20 protein-coding genes are annotated in these 21,097 nt (G+C 53.4%); 13 read left to right on the forward strand and 7 right to left on the reverse strand.

Annotated features, from left to right (window positions below; genetic code table 11):
- Positions 1–251 precede the first annotated feature (251 nt).
- The 7 genes from BLW59_RS06495 to BLW59_RS06525 all read left to right on the forward strand — a co-directional run bounded on the left by BLW59_RS06495 (position 252) and on the right by BLW59_RS06525 (position 7,949).
- A complete protein-coding gene (locus BLW59_RS06495; protein ID WP_318258385.1) occupies positions 252–695 on the forward strand; it encodes a methylated-DNA--[protein]-cysteine S-methyltransferase in 444 nt (147 codons plus the stop codon).
- A 17-nt stretch (positions 696–712) separates the two neighbouring features.
- Positions 713–2,119, forward strand: a complete 1,407-nt coding sequence (locus tag BLW59_RS06500) for a GGDEF domain-containing protein (RefSeq protein WP_318258386.1) — start codon at positions 713–715, stop codon at positions 2,117–2,119.
- 32 nt (positions 2,120–2,151) lie between these two features.
- A complete protein-coding gene (locus BLW59_RS06505) occupies positions 2,152–2,520 on the forward strand; it encodes an arsenate reductase family protein (protein WP_175463370.1) in 369 nt (122 codons plus the stop codon).
- Between the two features lie 135 nt (positions 2,521–2,655).
- Positions 2,656–2,979, forward strand: coding sequence for a metal-sensing transcriptional repressor (locus BLW59_RS06510; RefSeq protein WP_029540633.1), 324 nt, complete (start codon positions 2,656–2,658; stop codon positions 2,977–2,979).
- A gap of 7 nt (positions 2,980–2,986) precedes the next feature.
- Positions 2,987–5,551 carry a heavy metal translocating P-type ATPase gene (locus BLW59_RS06515; protein WP_074697135.1) on the forward strand — a complete coding sequence of 855 codons (2,565 nt, stop codon included), beginning with the start codon at positions 2,987–2,989 and terminating at the stop codon, positions 5,549–5,551.
- A 146-nt stretch (positions 5,552–5,697) separates the two neighbouring features.
- Positions 5,698–7,632: a heavy metal translocating P-type ATPase gene (locus tag BLW59_RS06520; protein WP_074697136.1), complete on the forward strand. Its 1,935-nt coding sequence runs from the start codon at positions 5,698–5,700 to the stop codon at positions 7,630–7,632.
- 98 nt (positions 7,633–7,730) lie between these two features.
- Positions 7,731–7,949: a cation transporter gene (locus tag BLW59_RS06525; protein ID WP_029540630.1), complete on the forward strand. Its 219-nt coding sequence runs from the start codon at positions 7,731–7,733 to the stop codon at positions 7,947–7,949.
- 112 nt (positions 7,950–8,061) lie between these two features.
- On the opposite strand, the gene BLW59_RS06530 is transcribed toward BLW59_RS06525, so the two are convergent.
- Positions 8,062–8,970, reverse strand: coding sequence for a polysaccharide deacetylase family protein (locus tag BLW59_RS06530; RefSeq protein ID WP_074697137.1), 909 nt, complete (start codon positions 8,968–8,970; stop codon positions 8,062–8,064).
- Between the two features lie 155 nt (positions 8,971–9,125).
- Here BLW59_RS06530 and BLW59_RS06535 point away from each other — a divergent pair, with 155 nt between their 5' ends.
- Entirely contained in the window at positions 9,126–9,830 is a 705-nt protein-coding gene (locus BLW59_RS06535; protein ID WP_074697138.1) for an EndoU domain-containing protein, read from the forward strand.
- Between the two features lie 2 nt (positions 9,831–9,832).
- A complete protein-coding gene (locus BLW59_RS06540) occupies positions 9,833–10,144 on the forward strand; it encodes a hypothetical protein (RefSeq protein ID WP_074697139.1) in 312 nt (103 codons plus the stop codon).
- Between the two features lie 72 nt (positions 10,145–10,216).
- On the opposite strand, the gene BLW59_RS06545 is transcribed toward BLW59_RS06540, so the two are convergent.
- Positions 10,217–10,999, reverse strand: a complete 783-nt coding sequence (locus tag BLW59_RS06545) for a DUF6033 family protein (protein ID WP_074697140.1) — start codon at positions 10,997–10,999, stop codon at positions 10,217–10,219.
- A gap of 157 nt (positions 11,000–11,156) precedes the next feature.
- On the opposite strand from BLW59_RS06545, the gene BLW59_RS06550 reads away from it, so the two are divergent.
- A complete protein-coding gene (locus BLW59_RS06550) occupies positions 11,157–11,942 on the forward strand; it encodes a ZIP family metal transporter (protein ID WP_029540623.1) in 786 nt (261 codons plus the stop codon).
- Positions 11,943–11,979: 37 nt separating this feature from the next.
- Here the strand turns inward: BLW59_RS06550 and hydE are convergent, their stop codons facing one another.
- The 3 genes from hydE to BLW59_RS06565 form a co-directional block, all read right to left on the reverse strand.
- Positions 11,980–13,053: a [FeFe] hydrogenase H-cluster radical SAM maturase HydE gene (gene hydE, locus BLW59_RS06555; RefSeq protein ID WP_074697141.1), complete on the reverse strand. Its 1,074-nt coding sequence runs from the start codon at positions 13,051–13,053 to the stop codon at positions 11,980–11,982.
- Positions 13,053–13,670: a flavin reductase gene (locus tag BLW59_RS06560; RefSeq protein WP_074697142.1), complete on the reverse strand. Its 618-nt coding sequence runs from the start codon at positions 13,668–13,670 to the stop codon at positions 13,053–13,055. Before BLW59_RS06560 ends, hydE begins: the two co-directional genes overlap by 1 nt.
- 138 nt (positions 13,671–13,808) lie before the next feature.
- On the reverse strand, positions 13,809–15,113 hold the full coding sequence (locus tag BLW59_RS06565; RefSeq protein WP_029540620.1) for a dicarboxylate/amino acid:cation symporter: 1,305 nt from the start codon (positions 15,111–15,113) through the stop codon (positions 13,809–13,811).
- Positions 15,114–15,346: 233 nt separating this feature from the next.
- Here BLW59_RS06565 and BLW59_RS06570 point away from each other — a divergent pair, with 233 nt between their 5' ends.
- Positions 15,347–16,474 (forward strand): DUF362 domain-containing protein, encoded by a 1,128-nt coding sequence (locus tag BLW59_RS06570; protein ID WP_029540619.1) that lies wholly within the window; start codon positions 15,347–15,349, stop codon positions 16,472–16,474.
- 107 nt (positions 16,475–16,581) lie between these two features.
- Here the strand turns inward: BLW59_RS06570 and BLW59_RS06575 are convergent, their stop codons facing one another.
- Both BLW59_RS06575 and BLW59_RS06580 read right to left on the reverse strand, forming a co-directional pair.
- Positions 16,582–17,979 carry an ATP-binding protein gene (locus BLW59_RS06575; RefSeq protein WP_074697143.1) on the reverse strand — a complete coding sequence of 466 codons (1,398 nt, stop codon included), beginning with the start codon at positions 17,977–17,979 and terminating at the stop codon, positions 16,582–16,584.
- A 154-nt stretch (positions 17,980–18,133) separates the two neighbouring features.
- Positions 18,134–19,825, reverse strand: coding sequence for a DUF4127 family protein (locus BLW59_RS06580; RefSeq protein ID WP_318258389.1), 1,692 nt, complete (start codon positions 19,823–19,825; stop codon positions 18,134–18,136).
- 161 nt (positions 19,826–19,986) lie between these two features.
- Here BLW59_RS06580 and rsmD point away from each other — a divergent pair, with 161 nt between their 5' ends.
- Together rsmD and coaD are read left to right on the forward strand one after the other, a co-directional pair.
- The gene (rsmD, locus tag BLW59_RS06585; RefSeq protein WP_074697189.1) at positions 19,987–20,568 is read left to right on the forward strand and encodes a 16S rRNA (guanine(966)-N(2))-methyltransferase RsmD; all 582 of its coding nucleotides are present in this window, start codon (positions 19,987–19,989) and stop codon (positions 20,566–20,568) included.
- Positions 20,565–21,047, forward strand: coding sequence for a pantetheine-phosphate adenylyltransferase (gene coaD / locus BLW59_RS06590; protein ID WP_074697144.1), 483 nt, complete (start codon positions 20,565–20,567; stop codon positions 21,045–21,047). The genes rsmD and coaD overlap by 4 nt, the downstream gene beginning before the upstream one ends.
- Positions 21,048–21,097: the final 50 nt, after the last annotated feature.

Below are 21,097 nucleotides of genomic sequence, written 5' to 3' on the forward strand. Positions count from 1 at the left end.
CGTATAACCCGTAGTAGGCAAGGTGTTCTGGGGAGGCTGGCCAATTATAGGCTGGCCTATTATTTTGGTATGAGGAACATTAGTTAGAAACAATGTGCTGCTCAGGCAGGAATCAAATGGAGCAGTCGAGAATAAAGCCTTAGCGATTGTTTGGAGGGATTTTTACGTATAAATATTTCTACCATACTCCTGAAGGCTTTTCCAATCTGCTACTTGGCAGTGATGGGACATATCTTACGGATTTGAACTTTGTGAGCCAAGATGATGAGTGGCAGGGGAGTAAAGGCAAGGAACAGCGTCTGCCTGTTTTTGCAGAGACATGCCACTGGCTTGATATATATTTTGGGGGCAGGGAGCCTGAGTTTGTGCCCCCTTATCAGGTGAAAAATGTTACACCCTTCAGGCAGGTGGTGCTGAACCTTGTGGAGAATATCCCCTATGGGCAGGTAACAACTTACGGGGACATAGCCCGGGAGGCGGCACGCCGGCTGGGCAAGCCCAAAATGTCAGCCCAGGCTGTGGGTGGTGCTGTGGGCTGGAACCCCATCTGCCTGATCATTCCCTGTCACAGAGTAATCGGCGCCAAGGGCACGCTGACAGGATATGGCGGCGGCATGATGAATAAGATTGCTTTGCTGAGGCTGGAGGGGCATAGGGTGACGGAGAAGGGGATTTCCTCTGGTGTCACGCATTAGGTGAAATGGTGAAGATTATGGCAAGTGAAAGAATCCCAAGACCGTTAAAAAGAAGTGTAAAAATAGGGTGCATTTCCTTTGTATTGGTACTGTGCTTATGCCTTGGTGTCAGTATATATTTCAGCTACAGAGAGTTCTTTTTTGAACAGAGCGAAGTCCATATAAGAAATATAATTACTTATGTAATTGGCCATATTGATAATGATGACTTGAAACATTGCGCTGAAACGAAAGCAGAAAGCGGGAAATATAAAGAGCTGATGGCCTTCATGGATGATGTTAAGGAAGACTTCAATCCGCAGTACCTTTACATCATCAAGCCCTTGAAGGAAGATGGCGGGAATCATGTGCTGATCATCATGAGCGCAGAAAATAATTATGACCGCTATGAAAATACAGAGGGAAACCTGTATCTCGGCGATATAACAGAGGATGAATATACCAAGGAAGAAGTAGACGAATATCATAAGGCTATGAGCGCCAAAGACATAGTATTCATGGAGAGCAGAAGCTATTGGGGGCATTCCTATTGCGGTTTATATGCTCTGCGTGATTCCCTGGGAGCTCCCTATGCGATTTTGGGAGTCGATATAGACCTGACACAGATGTATCGTGATATCCTGTACAAAACGCTGAATGTTCTTTTGATTATCGTTGTTATTGGTGCTGTATTCATTTATGTATTTCTTATCTGGACTTCAAGGAATATCACAGATCCTATCGAATTGCTGGAAAAAAGCGCCATCAGATACATTGAGCAGAGCAGGTGCGTAAGTTCCCCCGATCAGCTTGATTTTGAGAAACCAAATCTTGATATAAAGAATGAGGTGGAGTCTTTAAGCAATACCATCGGTCAGATGACAGAAAATATCAAGAACTACATGCTCCAGCTCATTTCTGCGGAAAAAGAGACGGCTCACATGAAATACCTGGCAAATACAGATTCTCTTACTGGTGTGAAAAATAAATTTGCATATAATGAGAGAGTGGAAGACATCAATGAAAAGATAGCCAACGGCAGCATGGATGATTTTGGCATCATCATGATGGACCTTAATCTATTGAAGAAGATAAATGATACCTATGGTCATGAGTATGGAGATATGCTTATCAAGAATTTCTGCGGTGTTGTATGCGATGTATTTGTCCATTCTCCTGTCTACAGGATAGGCGGCGATGAATTTGTAGTTATCCTTCAGAAAACGGACCTGGCAAATGCAGATAAGCTGTTTTCGAACTTTGAGGAAAACTTAAGCAGGCGTTCTGCCAGGGAAGACGTCAAGCCTTGGGAAGCACCTTCTGCTGCCGTAGGAGTTGCTTATTTTAATAAAAATACGGATTCCAATGTAGAAGATGTATTCCGCCGTGCAGATGGCGCCATGTATAAAAGGAAAGTAGAGATGAGGGCTGAACGTACTGATTAGGCACATAAGCTATTTGAGAGGAGTGCGTTAGTATGAGTGAACTGCTTTTTGTCTGCTATCCCCGCTGCACCACCTGCAAGAAGGCGGAGCAGTGGCTGAAGGATAAGGGGATAGAGGTGAAGGTGAGGGATATCAAGGAGGATAACCCTACGGAGAAGGAATTGCGCCAGTGGCATAAGAAAAGCGGCCTGCCCCTGAAGCGCTTCTTCAACACCAGCGGTGTCAAGTACAAGGAACTGGGGCTGAAGGATAAACTGGCGGAAATGAGCGAGGATGAGCAGTTTGCCTTGCTCTCTACAGACGGCATGCTGGTGAAGCGGCCTATCCTGGTGGGGAAGGGGCGGAATGCCAAAGTCCTGGTGGGCTTCAAGGAAAAAGAGTGGCTGGAAGTGTTTGAGTGAAAACAGGCATAGGATTGTCCCTCACCTGCGGGTGAGGGCTTTTCTGTTGGGGCAAGTGCTTGACATATACCCCTTATGGGTATAATCTATATACCTATAAGGGGTATATTTTATGGCACTATCAGGGAGGCTGTTATGGAGCAAGCGCATGAAGGATGCTGTGGCTGTGCCGAGGTGAGGCACAAGTATCGTGACAAGGAGGGCGGGGAATACAAAGGGCTGATCTCCCGTCTCAACCGCATTGAAGGACAGGTGCGGGGCATCCGCCGCATGGTGGAAGAGGATCGCTATTGCGTGGATATCATGACCCAGGTCAGCGCCATACAAGCGGCCCTGGGGGCTTTCAACAAGGAACTGCTGTCCCAGCATATCAAGAGCTGCGTGGTCCACGATATCCGTGATGGCGACGAAGCGGTGGTGGATGAACTGGTGATGCTGCTGGGCAAGATGATGAGGTGAGGGGCTGATGAAAAAAGAACGATTCACCATAACCGGCATGACCTGTTCAGCCTGTTCGGCACGGGTGGAAAAGGCTGTGACGAAACTGGAGGGCACAGAGGGGGTGAGCGTGAACCTGCTGACCAACTCCATGCAGCTGTCTTATGATGAAGGGAAATTGGACGCAGGGACAATCATTGCCGCAGTGGAAAAGGCCGGTTACGGCGCCAGCCTGAAGGGGCAGGAGTCTGTTTCCCAAAAGGAAGAGGCGGCGCCGCTGGAAAAAGAGGCGGCAGACATAAAAAAGCGGCTGCTTTGGTCGGTGCTGTTCCTCTTTCCCATCATGTATATTGCCATGCATCAGATGCTGTCGGCCTGGCTGGGACTGCCGGTGCCGGCGCTGGTGCGGGAGCTGTTTGACGGCGCGGAGAATGCCCTGACCTTTTCCTTGGCCCAATTCCTGCTGCTGCTGCCCATCATGTATTTGAATCGCAAATACTATATCAATGGCTTCAGGAATCTCTTTCAAGGCGCGCCCAATATGGACAGCCTGGTGGCCATTGGTTCTATGGCGGCAGCCGTCTTTGGTGCCTTCGCCCTGTTCCGCATAGGCTGGGGGCTGGGACACGGGGATTGGGCTCTGGTGACAGAATACAGCCGCAATCTCTACTTTGAGTCAGCGGGCATGATTGTCACGCTGATTACCGTGGGCAAGTATCTGGAGGCCAGGGCCAAGGGAAAAACAGGTGCTGCCCTGGCCAGACTCATGGAACTGGCTCCGAAGCAGGCTGCTGTGCTGCGAGGGGGCAGGGAAGTCCTGCTGCCCATTGAGGAGCTGGTGGTGGGGGACGAGATTATCGTACGGCCAGGGGAGAGGATACCCGCCGATGGCGTGGTGCTTGAGGGTCAGACCAGCGTGGACGAGTCGGCCCTGACCGGTGAAAGCCTGCCAGTCTTCAAGCAGGCCGGGGATATGGTGACCTCTGCCACGCTGAACAAGGCGGGGGCGATACATTTCCGTGCCCAGAAGGTGGGCAGCGATACCACCATCAGCCAGATCATCCGGCTGGTGGATGAAGCCAGCGCCAGCAAGGCTCCCATGGCCAGGCTGGCTGACCGCATTGCCGGGGTGTTCGTGCCAGTGGTGATTCTCATTGCCCTGGCGGCAGGGGGCGCGTGGCTGGCACTGGGAGAGAGCGTGGAATTTGCCTTTTCCATCGCTATATCCATTCTGGTCATCTCCTGTCCCTGTGCGCTGGGACTGGCAACGCCTGTGGCCATCATGGTGGGCACGGGCAAGGGGGCGGAAAACGGCATACTGATCAAGTCCGGGGAAGCTTTGGAAATTGCCCAGGCCGTGGATACGGTGGTCATGGACAAGACCGGTACCATCACTGAGGGCAAGCCTGCTGTGACAGATGTGGCAGTCTTCGCCATGGAGGAGACGGAATTTTTGGCTCTGGCGGCAGGACTGGAACAGAAAAGCGAGCATCCGCTGGCCGAAGCCGTGCTGGCCTATGCGGGGAGCAAGAAGATTTCCCCGGCAGCAGTGCAGGACTTCCAGGCCGTCATTGGACGGGGTCTGAAAGGGCAGGTGCAGGGCAAGCCCTGCCTGGCTGGCAACGAAGCCTTCATGGTTGAGCAGGGCATAGATATCTCGCCTCAGCGTGGACTGGTGACAAAATTGGCAGATGAAGGCAAGTCCCTGCTGTTCTTTGCCTGTGGGGGAGAACTGGTGGGCCTCATGGCGGTGGCGGACAGGGAAAAGGCTTCCAGCATCGAGGCTATCCGCAAATTCACGGCTATGGGGCTGGAAGTCATCATGCTCACCGGCGATAATGTACGCACAGCCAGTGCTGTCAGCCAGCGGCTGGGCCTCAGGAAATTCATTGCCGGGGTACTGCCAGCCCACAAGGAGCAGCATATTGCAAAGCTGCAGGCAGAGGGCCGCAAGGTGGCCATGATTGGCGATGGCATCAATGATGCGCCGGCTCTGGCCCGGGCTGATTTGGGCATTGCCATCGGCGCCGGTACAGATGTGGCCATGGAGAGTGCCGATGCGGTGTTGATGCGCAGCAATCTGCTGGATGCAGTGAGTGCCATCAGGCTGTCCCAGGCAGTGATCCGCAATATCAAGGAAAACTTGTTTTGGGCTTTCATCTACAATATCATCGGCATTCCACTGGCTGCAGGGCTTCTGTATCCTGCCTTTGGCATCAAGCTTTCCCCCATGATTGGGGCGGCAGCCATGAGCATGTCCAGTGTCTGCGTGGTCATGAACGCGCTGAGGCTGCGGTATTTCAAGCCGGAGCAGGAGGCAGAAGTGACGGCAGTTCATCAGGATAAACTGGAAGAAACAGCAAATGACAGAAAGGAAGAGGAAAAGACTATGGAAAAGGAACTTAAGATTGAAGGCATGATGTGCGCCCATTGTCAGAAGCATGTAAATGATGCGCTGGCCGGGATGGCGGGAGTTACCGCTGTGGAGGTTAACCTGGAAGCCGGTACGGCCAAGGTGACAGCTGAACGGGAGATTGCCCGGGAGGAGTTCGCCCAGGTCATCACCGAGGCAGGCTACGAATTGGTGGACTAAGTGAAATGGCTCGTCTGGTTTATTTTTATTCCAGACGGGCTATTTTTTGTTTGGCTATTGTTCTCCGGGCCAGCAAATGGTATAATACATTCAACGAATGAATAATTGTTCACATATAGTAATGTCCAGCCTGGGGAGGAATGTCTATGAATCAGAAGCAGAAGAAAAATCTTGTGCGGATTATCGTGGCTGCTGTACTGATGGTTGTCCTGGCCTATGCGCCGCTGGCGGGGCTTCCCCGCTTCCTGGCCTACCTGGTGCCTTATTTCACCATTGGTTATGATATCCTGTACAAGGCTGGCAAGGGCCTCAGGAACCGGCGGGCTTTTGATGAAAGCCTGCTCATGGCCATTGCCACCCTGGGTGCCATGGCGCTGGCTGTTTATGAGGATGGGGATTATACCGAGGCCATTGCCGTCATGCTGTTCTATCAGGTGGGTGAGTGGTTCCAGGCCTATGCTGTGGGCCGCAGCCGCCGGGATATCAGCGAGCTGATGGATATCCGCCCGGATTATGCGAATCTGCAGCAGGCAGATGGCTCCCTCGAGCAGGTGGATCCCTATGAGGTGGAAATCGGCAGCATCATTGTGGTCAAGCCCGGTGAAAAGATTCCCCTGGACGGTGTGGTGGTGGAGGGCGCTTCCAGCCTGAACACAGTGGCACTGACTGGTGAAGCCCTGCCCCGGGAAGCCGGGGAGGGGGATGAGGTCATCAGCGGCTGCGTCAATATCAACGGCCTGCTGAAGATAAGGACCACCAAGGAATTTGATGAGTCAACGGCCTCAAAGATTTTGGAGATGGTGGAAGACGCCAGCTCCAGGAAGTCCAAATCGGAGGACTTCATCAGCAATTTCGCCCGGGTTTATACCCCCATCGTGGTATATGCTGCTCTGGCGCTGGCCTTTTTGCCGCCCCTGGTACGTCTTTGGGGCATGGGGGTGGCTCCCGAGTGGGGTACCTGGATTTACCGCGCCCTTACCTTCCTGGTTATCAGTTGTCCCTGTGCCCTGGTGGTCAGCATTCCCCTCAGCTTCTTTGCCGGCCTTGGCGGCGCCAGCCGTCAGGGAGTGCTGGTAAAGGGCTCCAATTATCTGGAAACCCTGGCAGAGGTGGATACGGTGGTCTTTGACAAGACTGGTACCCTGACCAAAGGCGTTTTCCAGGTCAATGCCATCCATACTGACAAATTGAATCGGGAGGAGCTTCTGCACCTGGCTGCTCATGTGGAGCGCTATTCTACCCACCCCATTGCCGAATCTCTGCGCAATGCCTTTGGCCATGAGGCTGATGGCTGCCAGGTGGAAGAGGTGGAGGAAATCGCCGGTCAGGGCATCCGTGCCCGAGTCAACGGCAAGACCATCTGCGTGGGCAATGCCAGGATGATGGACTCCCTTGGTGCCAGGTGGCATGAATGCGATGAAGCTGGCACCATGATCCATGTGGCGGTAGAGGGCGAATACGCCGGCCATATCATCATTGCCGATGTGGTGAAGGAACATGCCCATGAGGCTATCCGCGCTCTCAAGCGCAATGGCATCAAAAAGACGGTCATGCTCACTGGTGATAATTGCAAGTCAGCTGACAAGGTGGCGGCGGATCTGCAGCTGGATGAGGTATACAGCCAGCTGCTGCCCCAGGACAAGGTAGCCAGGGTGGAAGAGCTGTTGCAGCAGAAAAAGACCGGCAAGCTGGCCTTTGTAGGGGATGGCATCAACGATGCCCCGGTGCTTGCCCGTGCCGATGTGGGCATAGCCATGGGGGCTCTGGGCTCCGATGCGGCCATTGAAGCCGCCGATGTGGTGCTGATGGATGACGATCCTCTCAAGATTTCCGTTGCCCAGCGCATTGCCCGCAAGACCCTGCGGATTGTCAGGCAGAATATCTGGTTCTCCATCGGGGTCAAGGTGCTGGTGCTGATGCTGGGGGCTATAGGCTTTGCCAATATGTGGGCGGCTATCTTCGCCGATGTGGGGGTCATGGTCCTGGCTGTTCTGAACGCTGTGCGGGCCATGTTTGTCCCCAAGTCTGTCCTGCAGGCAAATGAAAACAGCCGCAGCCTTTCAGATGTGGCTGCAGCCTGAAGGATTTCATAAGCAGGGAAAATTGTTTGCCCTGCAAGAGGAGCAATACTTAGATTATCTAATGAATAAACATTCATATATAGAAAGGATGTGCCTGTATGAAGAAGGTTTACAAAATCGAGGTTGACTGTGCCGCCTGCGCGAATCTGATGGAGGAGGCTGCTAAGAAGACGCCAGGTGTCAAAGATGCAACGGTCAATTTCATGGGACTGAAGATGAAGGTGGAATTTGAAGAGGGCCAGGACGTTCAGGCTGTCATGGAAAATGTCCGCAGCAACTGCAAGCGCGTGGAAGACGACTGCGAAGTGTATATCTGAAGCTGGCAAGGGCATACTTGCGAAAATGGGCTGCTGCATGAGTGAGAGTTTCACTTATGCAGCAGCCCTGCTTGTTTGTGCTTATTTTATGTATATGGGGAGCGCCGAGGAGTTACCAGGGCTGGGGCGTCATGGGCGTCACTACGCCGAAGGTGTAGCCCCTTTCCCGCAGGATGCGGATGATCTCAGGCACAGCCTTGACGGTTTCCTCATGGCCGCCGGAGCTGTGCATGAGGATGATGACGCAGTCCGTGACAGCCTGACCGGAAATGTTGTCGATGAAATCCTGGGCAGTGGGGTTCCCGGGGGCGGTGTCGGCGGAGCTGACATTCCAGTCGTGTTCCACATACCCATTGGCGGCGATAGCATCTTCATAGGCCTTGGTGAAATTGCCCATGCGGCCGCTGGGAGCGCGGGTGATCAGGGGGCGTACCCCCAGGAGTTCATAGATGGCCTCATCTGCCTGTTCCATTTCTTCGATATAGTTGCCTACAGAAGCGTAGAGGCGGTTGTAGTCGTGGTCATAGCTGTGGTTGCCCAGGGCATGCCCTTCCTCGAAGATGCGCCTGGCGGTGTCGGGAAAGTTCCTGACATTCCTGCCAGTCACATAGAAGGTGGCCTTGACCCCTTCCTGCTTCAGGATATCCAGTACCGCTGCCGTGTTTTTCTCATCGGGGCCGTCATCGAAGGTCAGGTAGGCAACTTTGCCCTGCTTGTAAGGCGTGATAGCAGGCAGGGCAGTAGTCAGGCCCTTCTCCCTGCGCTGGGCCAGGGTATAGCGGTCATAGACCGGCGTTTCGGCATTGTCCAGCGACAGGTTGCTGAGATCATCGGCAACCACCACATAAGCCTTCTTTTCCTCTGCAGGTACTGCTGCCGGAGTTTCTGCCTGGGCTGCTGCGCTGGAGGCAGGATCAGCTGCCTGGCTGCTGGTGTTCGTGTCCTGGGCGCCACAGCCGGAAAGAAGCAGGCAGGCAAGGCACAGAGCTGCGCCGTTGGTCCGAAGATGTTTGAGTTCCATGAAATAATCCCTTCCTCTTGTATGTATAGTCAATCCTGTCTTATTGTACCTTGTCTCAGAGCTGTTGGAAAGGGCTTATTGTGGCAGGAGGGAGGATTTTCAAGCAGCAGGGTGAAATACTTACTTGGAAAATGATTATACGAGGGGGAAACGGCATGAAAAAATGGTGCAGCAGTGTGCTGCTGGCGGTATTTGTCACGCTTATGCTGGCGCTGGCTTCCGGTTGCGGAGGGCAGGAGGAGGCCGGCAGCACGGTGAGCAGTTCTGCTGAGGTGCAGTCACAGCAGGCAGAGGCAGGGCGCAAGCTTCTTGAGGAAAAGTCAGCGGCCAGGGAGCAGGAGGCTGCTGCCAGAGAAGCGGCGAGAATGCGGGAAATCGCCAGGGAAGAGGCGAGAAAACAGGAGACTGGCAAGGATAGCAGTGCGGCAAGTTATACCATGCAGGATATCAAGAGGCTCAGGAACACGGAAGTCTTTGCCAGGGGCGCACTGGAGCATATCTTTGACGGCACCATCAACAAGAAGGGCAAGGCCACTGGGTATCACTATGACAAGGTGGAGGGCAGCAGGGGCAAAATCCTGCCGGGGACACGCTCCAAGGAGGACAGGCACGGTGTCTTCACCGCCAGGGTGGAAGTGGATGGCGTGCAGAAGAACGGCTTCAGTTCCTTCTATCCTGATGAATGGACACCCCAGGAAGTGGTGGATGCCATCAATACAGCCTACAAGGATGCCCTGGAGAACACGTCCAATCCCCACGGAGATTTGTGGATTGGCTATAGCGGAGATTTGGAGATAGACATGTATCTTACTGACCAGAAGAAGATTATCACCGCCTATCCCATCTACAGGAAGGAGTAGCCATGCTGAAATACAAAGTGAAAAGGGAAGGAAGGCAGGCTGTGCCGGTCTTTGCTTTTGAGGATAGGGAGTATGCCCTGCTGGGGGAATTCCTGCTGGCAGAGGCCAAGAATTTCGGAGCAGAGCTGCTTTCTTTCCTGTCAGACTGTGAAAAAGCATCTGTTCCGGCTGAGTTTGCCGGCAATGTATTCAGGGTGGAAGCCTCAGGTGGCGGGGCGAAAGTGATCAATGACATTACCGACAGGGAATGCTCGCTTCCGTTGGCGGAGCTCAAGGTCCTGGTGGAAAAATATGTGGGGTTGCTGGAGGAGTAGCTTCCCTGCCACGAAAACAAAGGCTTCTGCTACCATAGTCGGCAACAGAAGCCTTTTAAATTTCTGAATGGTTCAGTCAAAGGCAATCTTGCTCCAGTCGATGCCCAGGATCTTTTCCCAGAATTCATCTTCGGAGTCAGCTTCGATTCGCGTGTGCTGGAGGGAAAGAGGCGGCTGTTCTTCTTCTGCTTCTTTTTCCTTTTCCTTGTCAGCCTTGGCGGCTTCCTCTTCCTTCTTTTCCTGGGCCTTTTCCAGGCGTTCCTGCTGTTCCTGGGAGGCACGCTCCAGTTCGGCGAAGAGCTTCATGTTGCCTTCGGCATCGATGGTGATGGCAATCTTGCTGAAGGAGACACCCTCGCCCAGCTTGCCTTCGCTCTCCAGCTTGTCTGCTACGCCGATGGCCTTTTCCACCTGGCCCATGACTTTGTTCGCGTATTCTTCGTCATCTGCCATCTTTTCAAGCTCCTCATTGGAGAGGATGACGTAGTATCTCTTATTGCTATGGCCGGCGCCGTCGAAGTCCAGGGGATTTTCTACATTATCGGCTACGAAGAAATCATAGTCCCCGTATTTCTCCCGCAGCTTGGCCAGGAAATCCTGAGCCTTGGGGGAGAGGGCTTCCTCGCCGGACTTCACGCCCCCGGAACCTTCGCCGCTGTCATCTTTGGCATTTTTCTGCTGGACGGCTAAGGCCAGTCCTTCCTGGGAAAGCTCCACGGAGGCGCTGCCGCCGAACTGGGCCAGAGGATCTTTGGCCTCAGCGGCCTTTTCCTTGTTGCCTTTAAACATGTTCTTGCCCAGCTGCTCTGTACTCTTATAGCGAAGCAGGAAATTATTGTTGATTGAGTTTGCCATGGCCCATTCCTCCTTTGGATGCCATAGAAGTCCGTTTCTCCATATAATTATATCGTTATTTGGGTGGCAAAGGTTAAGGGGGAGGGAGGATTTTTCTCCTGCGGGGAGGAAATAGTAATGAGGAAATTATCTCTGACATCTGATTTTGGAGGCATTTATGTTATCTTTGGAAGTATTGCAGGGGTTGCTGCTGCCTTTTATGGGCACTGCCTTGGGGGCGGCAGGGGTGTATGTGCTGAAGGATGAGCTCAATCCTCTTGTGCAAAAGGGGCTTATGGGCTTTGCCGCGGGGGTCATGGTGGCGGCTTCAGTCTGGAGTCTTTTGATTCCCTCCATGGAGGCTTCGGGGCAGCTGGGGCAGCTGGCTTTCCTGCCTGCGGTGATTGGCTTTTGGGCAGGGACGCTTTTCTTGCTGGCCCTTGACCATTTCATTCCCCATCTGCATCTGGACTCGGAGGAGGCAGAGGGCCCCAGCTGCTCGCTGCCAAAATCTGCCATGCTGGTGCTGGCGGTGACTCTGCACAATATCCCGGAAGGTATGGCGGTAGGCGTGGTGCTGGCAGGGTGGATCTCAGGGACTGCCGATGTTACCCTGGGAGGAGCTTTGGCGCTGTCTGTGGGTATTGCCATACAGAACTTTCCCGAGGGGGCCATCATCTCCCTGCCTTTGAGGGCAGCGGGCATGAGCCGCCATAAGGCTTTCCTGGGGGGCATGCTCTCAGGTGTGGTGGAGCCTATAGGAGGGCTGCTGACTATCCTGGCGGCCAGCTTTGTAATCCCGGTGCTTCCGTATCTGCTGGCCTTTGCGGCAGGGGCCATGCTCTATGTGGTGGTGGAAGAACTTATTCCTGAGATGTCCTCAGGCCACCATTCCAATGTAGGGGTGCTGGCCTTTGCCCTTGGATTTACGCTGATGATGGCGCTGGATGTGGCGCTGGGGTAAGTTTTGGCAGATATGGCAGCATGCAAAAAGAGGGGCGTCAGCGTCCCTCTTTTCTTTTGAAGCCGGGGTGGTCGCCCCGGCCTTTTACGATATGGAAGCCTGTGGAGGCAACTCGTCCTGAAAGGCATCTGATACACTCGGCGGCTTCTTCGCCTGTGCAGATCTTGTTGTCGTACAGGGCATATTTTTTCCGCACTGAGACAGGGGACAGGTTGGGCATGAGGACATTGGCTCCGGCCAGCAGACCCTTTTCCCGTCCTTGTGGGTCGATGGTGCCTAAAGCGGTAGTGGCAGGCAGCAGCACCTGGGGCAGAAGCAGGCGGATTATGGAGAGCAGCCGCAGGGTGAGCTCTGCTGTGCCTGCTGGTTGGTCAGCAAAGGGAGTGTCCTGCTGGGGGATGAAGGGACCGATGCCCACCATTTCCGGCTGCAGTTCCTGCAGCAGCCGCAAGTCCTTGACAAGGTGAGCCGTAGTATGCCCCGGAGAGCCCACCATCATGCCGCAGCCCACTTGATAGCCGATGGATTTCAGGTCGCGCAGACACTTCAGGCGGTGCTCCCAGGACATTTCTGCCGGGTGCAGGCTTTCGTAGTGAGCTTTGTCGGCTGTTTCGTGCCGCAGTAGCCAGCGGTCTGCCCCCGCCTCAAAGAGTTTCTCATAGCTGTCCCGCTCCCGTTCACCCACAGACAGGGTGACGGCGCAGTCGGGATGGCTTTTTTTGATGGCGCGGATAAGCCCGGCCAGCCTCTCGTCGGTGAAATAGCTGTCCTCGCCGCCCTGCAGCACGAAGGTGCGGAAGCCCAGCTGATAGCCTGCTTTGCAGCAGGCCAGGATTTCTTCGTAGGTCAGGCGGTAGCGCTGGGCTCTTTCATTGCCGCGCCTGATGCCGCAGTAATAGCAATTGTTCCGGCAGTAGTTGGTGAACTCTATGAGCCCGCGGATATATACGTCCTTGCCATAGTATCTTTCCCGGGTGTTTCTGGCCCGCAGGGCAAGTTCCGCGCAAAAAGCAGAGGAATCTGCCTCCAGGAGAGAGGCAAATTCCTCATCGCTAAGGTCTTGTGTCCGTTCAAGCTTGGTCAGCAGGGAAATAAGGTTCTTTTCGGTCATCAGTTTACCTTCTCAAAGTCCGAAGCGGGGTGCTTGCAGATGGGGCAGATGAAATCTGCGGGCAGTTCATCGCCTTCGTACTCATAGCCGCAGATGGTGCAGCGCCAGATGGTCTTGCCATCTTTCTTGGGGGCTGCCTGGGGTTTCGGCTTGATGTTCTGGTGGTAGTAGGTGTAGGTGGCAGAGGGGGTATCATTCAGCACGTCCATATCCGTGACGCTGGCGATGAAAAGGCTGTGTGTGCCCAGGTCGATTTCCTGGGTGACGTAGCCGGAGATATAGGCATTGGTGCCTTCGTCTATGAGCAGGGCGCCGCTGGGCAGGCGTTTGGTGGCAGTGAAGCCCGCGAATTTGTCCACATTCTTCCCGGACTGGAAGCCGAAGCGTTTGAACAGCTCGAAGTCCGCCTGCTGGCTGATGATGGAGGCAGTGAATTTCTTGCTGGCCGCAATCATGTCCCGGGTGTAGTTGCTCTTGTTCACGGCAATGGTGATCTGGTTGGGGGCTGAGGTGACCTGGGTGACGGTGTTGATGATGCACCCGTTGTCCTTGCCGTCAAGATTGGCGGTGAGGACGTATAGGCCATAGGAAATGTTGAACATGGCTTTCGGATTCATAAGTGGCCCTCCTATCAGAAGAGAAAATTCAGATATATCTGTATTATAACTTACTGGGAAGTATTTGGCTATAGGACTTTAGAAGCAAAACGGCTTCTCCGCAAATTTGGCAGAGAAGCCGTTAGCTCAAATGTCATTTCAGATTGAACTTGATGCCGGTGCACTCTCCGGCAGGCTGTCCTTCAGGTCGTTGTTGGTCATGGCGCAGACGCAGGAGTCGGACCAGACGTTTTCTGCTGTCTCAATCATGTCGATGACGGCGTAGATGGGCAGGATGATGCCCATGAGCCCCAGGGGAGCGCCCAGAGAGGACATGAGGGAGAGAGTCAGGAAGTAGCAGCCCATGGGGACGCCGGCGTTGCCTACGGCGGCCAGCACTGCTACGAAGAGCCAGGAAATCATGGTGGGCAGTGTCAGTTCAAAACCGGCATTCTGCATGACGAAAAGTGACGTTACAAGAATAAAGGCGGCACAGCCGTTCATGTTGATGGTGGTGCAGATGGGCAGCACGAAGCGGGAAACCCTGGGACTCACCTTGAGGTTTTCCTCGGCCGTAGCCAGGGTCACCGGCAGGGTGGCGGCGGAACTCTTGGTGAAGAGAGCCACGGCAATGGCCGGGGACATCTTTTTCAGGACCTGGAGGGGGTTGAGTCCCCGGAGAGCCAGGAACAGAGGCAGCACGATGAAGAACTGGATGAGGTTGCCTCCCATGACCACTGCCACGTATTTGCCCAGGGCGCCTACGATGACGCCTGCCTCAATCTGGGCAGAGAGCTGGGCGGAGAAAGCCAGGATGCCGAAGGGCAGGATGTAGAGCAGGCCGCGGATCAGGGTGAAGAGAAGCTCCTGCAGGCCTGCAATGCCCTTCAGCAGCACTTCCCGGTTCTCGGTCCTGGGCATGAAGGCCAGCCCCAGGCCTGCGGCGGCAGCGATAAAGAGCACGGAGAGCACATTGCCAGCCAGGAAGGGCTGGAGCACATTGTTGGGGATGACCTTCAGGAAGTGGTCATAGTAGGAGAGGGAGCCAACCTTGTCCATGGGAATGGCGCTGGCTCCTGCGCCGATGGCCTCGGCGGGCAGATTGCCAGGCTCAATCCAGAGGTAGAGCAGCAGGCCCACTGCTGCCGCCGCGAACGTAGTCAGCAGGGTGTAGGAGAGGGCCCGGGCAAAGATCTTGCGGGTCTCCTTCTGTGCTCCCAGGCTGGAGAGGGTGGTGATGACAGCCAGGGCGATGGTGGGCACGGCGATGAACTGGAAGAGCCGTGTGAACACCGTGGCGATGAAATCGAAGAAGGAAATCAAGGGGGCGGGGCCTACCCAGCCCAGGATGGCACCCAGGATCAAAGCTCCCAGCCACAGCAGGAAGGTTTTGCCATTGCCTTGCTTTCGGCTGGTCTGAATGATGTTTTGGGCCTGTTCGCGCAGGTTGTTCTTTTCAGACATAAGAATGCTCCTTTCACGTGTACGGATAATTGCATAATTGAGTTGAAAATGAAAAATAAATGACTTGCTTGCTATTATATATATAAACGGGATAAATGTCTACTCTTTTATCTACTATTTTGATAGGCAAATAAACCTTGAGAAATAAATATTATCTTTGGAAAAATAAGAACATTTGTGTTATAATTGAATTAAATGTGTAGTGTATGCTTATAGTAAAAGGAGAGTCCCAAATGTCAAAGGCAAAGGTTTATTTCACGGATTTCCGCACTGACCTGCAGACCAACCTGATGCAGAAGCTGCAACGTCTCTGCAAGGTGGCGGGCATGACCAAGGAGATTGACTTCCAGGGCAAGTTCACCGCCATCAAGATGCATTTCGGTGAGCTGGGGAATATGGCTTATCTGCGTCCACAGTATGCCAGGGCTGTGGCAGAGATGGTGAAGGAAGCAGGGGGAATCCCCTTCCTGACGGACTGCAACACCCTCTATCCCGGCAGCCGCAAGCATGCTCTGGAGCATTTGGACTGCGCCAATATCAATGGCTTCAATCCTCTCACGGCGGGCTGCCAGATCATCATCGCCGATGGTCTCAGGGGTACGGATGAGGCTGAGGTGCCTGTCAAGAATGGTGAGTATGTCAAGGAGGCCAAGATTGGCCGGGCCATCATGGATGCGGATGTTTTCATCAGCCTGGCCCATTTCAAGGGCCATGAGATGACTGGTTTCGGTGGTGCCATCAAGAACATCGGTATGGGCTCTGGCAGCAGAGCAGGAAAGATGGAGCAGCATTCTTCCGGCAAACCAGAGGTGAACGCAGAACTCTGCAAGGGCTGCCGCCGCTGTGCCAGGGAGTGCGGCTCCGATGCCATCACCTATGAGAATAACAAGGCTTATATCAATCCAGACCTTTGCAAGGGCTGTGGCCGCTGCATTGGGGCCTGTGCTTTCGATGCTATCGAGACTGTGCAGTGGGATGCGGGCAATCTGCTGGACAGGAAGATGGCAGAGTATGCCCAGGCTGTCTGCCAGGACCGTCCCTGCTTCCATATCAATATCGTGAGGGACATATCTCCCAATTGCGACTGCCACGGGGAGAACGATGCCCCCATCCTGCCGGATATCGGCATGTTTGCTTCCTTTGACCCGGTGGCCCTGGACCAGGCTTGCGTTGATGCCTGCCAGCAGGCAGAGCCCATGCCCAACAGCCAGCTGTCAGACAATCTGAAGAAGCCCGACTGGCAGTGCCATCACGACCACTTCATGGACAGCAATCCCAACGTGCATTGGAAGGAAACTTTGGAGCACGCGGAGAAGATCGGGCTTGGTTCCCGGGAGTATGAGTTGGTGAAGATAAAGTAAATCTTCATAACAGCATATACTGAGAAAGCCGCCTTGCTGGCTTTATTCAGCGAGGCGGCTTTTGCTGACTGTCATATTACGTTCAAGCAGCTTTGTTGCTTGCAGCTTTATAGGTGCTCAGGATACAGGTTATCCAAGGTATATTTGACCACATCAGAGCGGGAAATTTCTTCATACCCTGACTTAGAAAAGAATCCATAGCGATAGCAGTACAAGCCGCTCGAGTTCACTTGCTGGATTTCTTTTTCTATCATGGCATTTGAAACAGGGGCATCACGGAACTTTGCCTCATAGAAAGCATAGCCACGGTCATCCTTGGTCACTACGTCAAATTCGCCATTTTTATGCTCCTTGGGCAGATCGTAATAGTATTTGCCTATGGCCTCGAAAGGTTCATCCATTTCGCCCTGTTGATTTTTCAGGATAAGGAACTGCTTGCAAATGTCTTCGAACCTTTTGGGTACATAGAATTGCTCAAAATCACTCTCAATGTAACGCTGGTAGAAGATTTCGGGATTCATAATGCGCCGTTGGGAGGCATAGCGAAAAATATACCGATAAAAGAACATGGACATATTGTCGCTGATGAAATAGCCAGCCTTTTTCTTATTGTTAGCGTCATTTATGGGGGCTTCTTTGTCAACCATATCCATCAGCATCAGTTTTTTCAAGACATCAGATAATAATGCGCTGCTGGATAAGTGGGACTGGGACAGGATATCGCTAAACTTGGAAAAGCCTCTGGTCAAGGCCTCAAACACTTCATTGGCACTGTTTATCTTGGCAAGCTCAGTGCTTAAGTACATGGAAACTTCGTCTTCCAGGCGGGCACCTGGCAGGGCAAGCAGCTCCATGATGTTTTCTTTGACTGACAGGTGCTCATCTATGAGGCTGTTGTAGTAAGGGATTCCACCAAACACACTATAGAGCCGCACCTTGTCGTCGCGGGAAAAAGATGGATAGAAGTTTGCTGACTCCAGGTAGTTCATTGGCTTCAGATTGAGCACTGTAGAAATACGCCCGTACAAAGGATTATGCCGCAGGAGCAGTTTTTTCATGGTGTCCACAAAGGAACCGCATAATATCAGCTTGATCTGTGAATGGTTCTTATACTTGTCAATCAGTGCCTGCAAGATGCTGTCCAAGCCGGTTACTATCTTTTGCAGATAAGGATACTCATCCAAGACCAGGATAATCTTTCTCGCACAGGCCTGCTTGAACACGAAATCTAGCAATTGCTCTATATTAGCGAATCCTAGAGGGGGAAGTTGCATTTTATCGGAAACTAATTCTCCAAGAGTTGCTACATTATTTGATTCAGTAGTCTGCTTGCACTCAAAATATATGGCATCATCAACGTGTTGCTGGACAAATTGCTTTATCAGTTCGCTTTTGCCTACACGTCGCCGCCCATAAATCAATGTGGCTTCCTGTGTCTGGCTGTCGTACATTTTATCTAATCTGGCCAGTTCCTTTTCTCTTCCAATGAAATCATACTGCTGCATATTTCTTATCTCCTTTTTAGTAAATTATGATTTACTAAATCACTATTTACTATATTTTACAACAGAATAAACGAAAAGAAAATAGCCGCTCCATTTGGCGGCTGACTTTTTAAAGGGCAACATCTTCTTCGGCGTTACACCATTGGCAGACAGGTTAAGGTATCTGATGCAGTTCTGGATACGCCAGCAGATTAACCTCAAAGGTGCGGGGCCAGGGGAATGATGCGTCTATCTTCAGATGATGGAGGGCGAGCGTGAGCTCGCCCTTTTGCCATGCCACTTGGTAGGGGGTGCGGGCGGCACGGGTGTTTTGGTAGGCTGACAGATGTCCGTTGAGGGACTTCTGCAGCATGGCGGTGGCCCAGCGGTAGTTGTGCTCCAGGTCAAGGTCGGCTGTGTTGGTGTAGCCGGCCTTTTTCAGGCTGTTGTTCACTTCGTCGATGTCCTGCTTGAGATAGTAGTAGTCTTCCATGATCCGTCCTTGCAGGAAAGCGCTCTGGGCGTAGGCCGTCTGCACGGCTTCGTCTTTGTCCTCACAGGCTGAGAGGGCGGCTAGGTACAGAGAGGCCTGGCTGCTGGCGGTGCCGATGGAGTTGCTGGCGGTGTTCCAGCCGGAGTAGGCGGCAAGGCTGCTGACGGGAAAATCTTCCTCAAGGAGCTGGGGGAAAAGGCATTCGCTGCCAGTGAAGTGCTGGCTTAGGTCAACGATGGCCAGCTGCTTTCCTGCCAGCTGATATTTATTCAGTCGGGCGGTGCTTTTTGCCCGGCTTTTCAAGGTATCCTCCTTGTTGTCTATGGCTGACATAAAGAGAATGAAATCTGCTTCTTCGGGGTTGTTGGTTTCTTCGCCTCCCAGCAGGGCAATCTTCTCCCGGGCGGTGGTTTCCATGTCCACAGCCATATAGGGCATGATCTTCTGCAGCGTTTCCGGGGTGTTGCAGTCAAGGCAGACTTTGGGAGCAAAGCCTGTGCGCTGATTTTCGATGCCTGCCAGCAGGGTCAGGGCAATCTCGTCTGCCCCGTGGGTGAGGAATACACGGGAGCTGTCCAGGCCGCTGGCAGCTATGTAGCCCAGCAGGGCGCTTTTCTCTATATTGGGAATGCTGTAGGCTTCGCCGTCGTCCTGTCCCAGGACCAGCTTGGTGAGTATGCCCTCCCTGGTCAGGTCGATAAGTTTCTGATTGAGGTATTCATTTTCCTTGAAGTGGGCCAGATAGGCTGAAAGGCTTTGGGGCGGGATGGCTTCTTCAAGCCGCCTGAGTTCGTTTTCATCAACTGCCAGCCCGGCGGCTTTCCTGCCGGCCAGGCGGGAGTAGGCTATCAGGTCTTTCCGTTCCTGGTAGCCGTCAATGCTGTCCTGGGGTGTGAGGCGTGGCAGGATGGAAAAGGCGTAGAGAGGGACAGCGGGATATTTTTCGTGCAGGTTCCTCAGATATGCTGTCAGGCTGTCCACTTCTGCATGGCTGGCATTTTTTTCTCTGGCAGCCAGCAGCCCGCCGTGGAGCAATTGGTCAATGGAGATAAGGGCGGCGGAGGAATCGCTGAGGTCGTTCATCAGCCAGTCTTTCATGCCCTGAGTGTTGCCTGGCAGTGAGTAGTAGTCTTGCAGTTCGCCTGGAGGCACGGAAACTTCAAGCCCTGCAATCCTGCCGCCATTGATGACAAACTGGCGGCAGGGAGGGCGGCCATCCAGGGGCAGCAGGGTGATTTTTGCCTTTGGAGGGATTTGGGGCAGGGGCAGGGGGCTGCCAGCGGGAGCAGGGGTGTGCAAGTGCCAGACGCCTAAGGCGAAAGCTGTTATAAGCAGGATAAGAGTGAGAGAGGCAAGGTTTTTATTTTTAAGCAAGGCAAGGCTCCTTTGCTGAATTTGTGGATGAATAACCATACATATATGATATTATACGTCATAGAACTGTTCACGAAAACGAAAAAATATGATAGAATGTTTTCTGTGTAAGAAGATTGGCGGGTGCAACCATTGCAGGCACCGCCGGAATGGAGCAGGAAATGCGGATTATCACGGGCAGCGCCCGGGGCGCAAAACTGAAGACCCCCAAGGGGCAGGACACCCGGCCCACAGCCGACAGGGTGAAGGAATCCCTGTTCAATATCCTGGGCAGGATGATTGAGGGCCGGACTGTGCTGGATATCTTTGCCGGTACCGGCAGCCTGGGGTTGGAAGCCCTGTCCCGGGGGGCGGAAGGGGCCGTGCTGGTGGATAAGGCCACCGCAGGCCTGATCAGCGAGAATGCCCGCCACACTCGTCTGGCAGACAGGGCCGAGGTCATGGGCTGTGATGTGTACAGCGCCCTCAGCCGCCTCTCTGCCGCCGGCCGCAGCTTCAGCCTGATCTTCTGTGACCCTCCTTATCATCGGGGACTATGGGAAAGGGCGCTGGAGGTCCTGGATGAAAATGATGTGCTTGCCTATGAGGGCATACTGGTGGTGGAGCACGGGGCTGATGAAAATGAGTACCCGCAGCTGGAGAAGCTCCAGCTGGTGCTGAATAAGCGCTATGGGCACACCACCCAGCTGAGTTTCTTCCAGCGAAAAGATTATCTGGCAGCTTGTGAGGAGGCAGGAGAATGAAGAGAGCCATCTGCTCCGGGAGTTTTGACCCGGTGACCAACGGCCACATTGATATATTTGAGCGGGCCAGTGTCATGTTTGATGAGCTTATTGTCTGCGTCTTCAACAATATGCTTAAAAAGCCTTTCCTGCCAGTGGAACAGCGCGTTGCGCTGATTGAGGAAGCTGTCAGACACCTGCCCAATGTGAAGGTGGATTCCTTCTCGGGGATGGTGACCAAATACATGGAGGAGCACGACGCCCATATCATCGTCCGGGGAGTACGCTCCGTGAAGGATTTGGAATATGAGCAGAATGAAGCCTATATGCTGAGGCATCTGGACAAGAAGCTTGACACGGTGTTCCTGCTTACCCGCCCGGAATACTCTTTTGTCAGTTCTTCAGGGATAAGGGAACTGGTGCATTTCGGCGGAGAGATACACGGCCTGGTGCCAGATTGTGTGGAGCGGGCTATTCTGGAGCATCATGAAAAGATGTGATTTCTGAAATACAGTTTCTGGCTGGTTGTCCAGGGGCTTGACAGGTGGAT

Origin of the sequence: Selenomonas sp. KH1T6 (genome assembly GCF_900108415.1) — a bacterium.
GTDB lineage: Bacteria > Bacillota > Negativicutes > Selenomonadales > Selenomonadaceae > Selenomonas_B > Selenomonas_B ruminantium_A.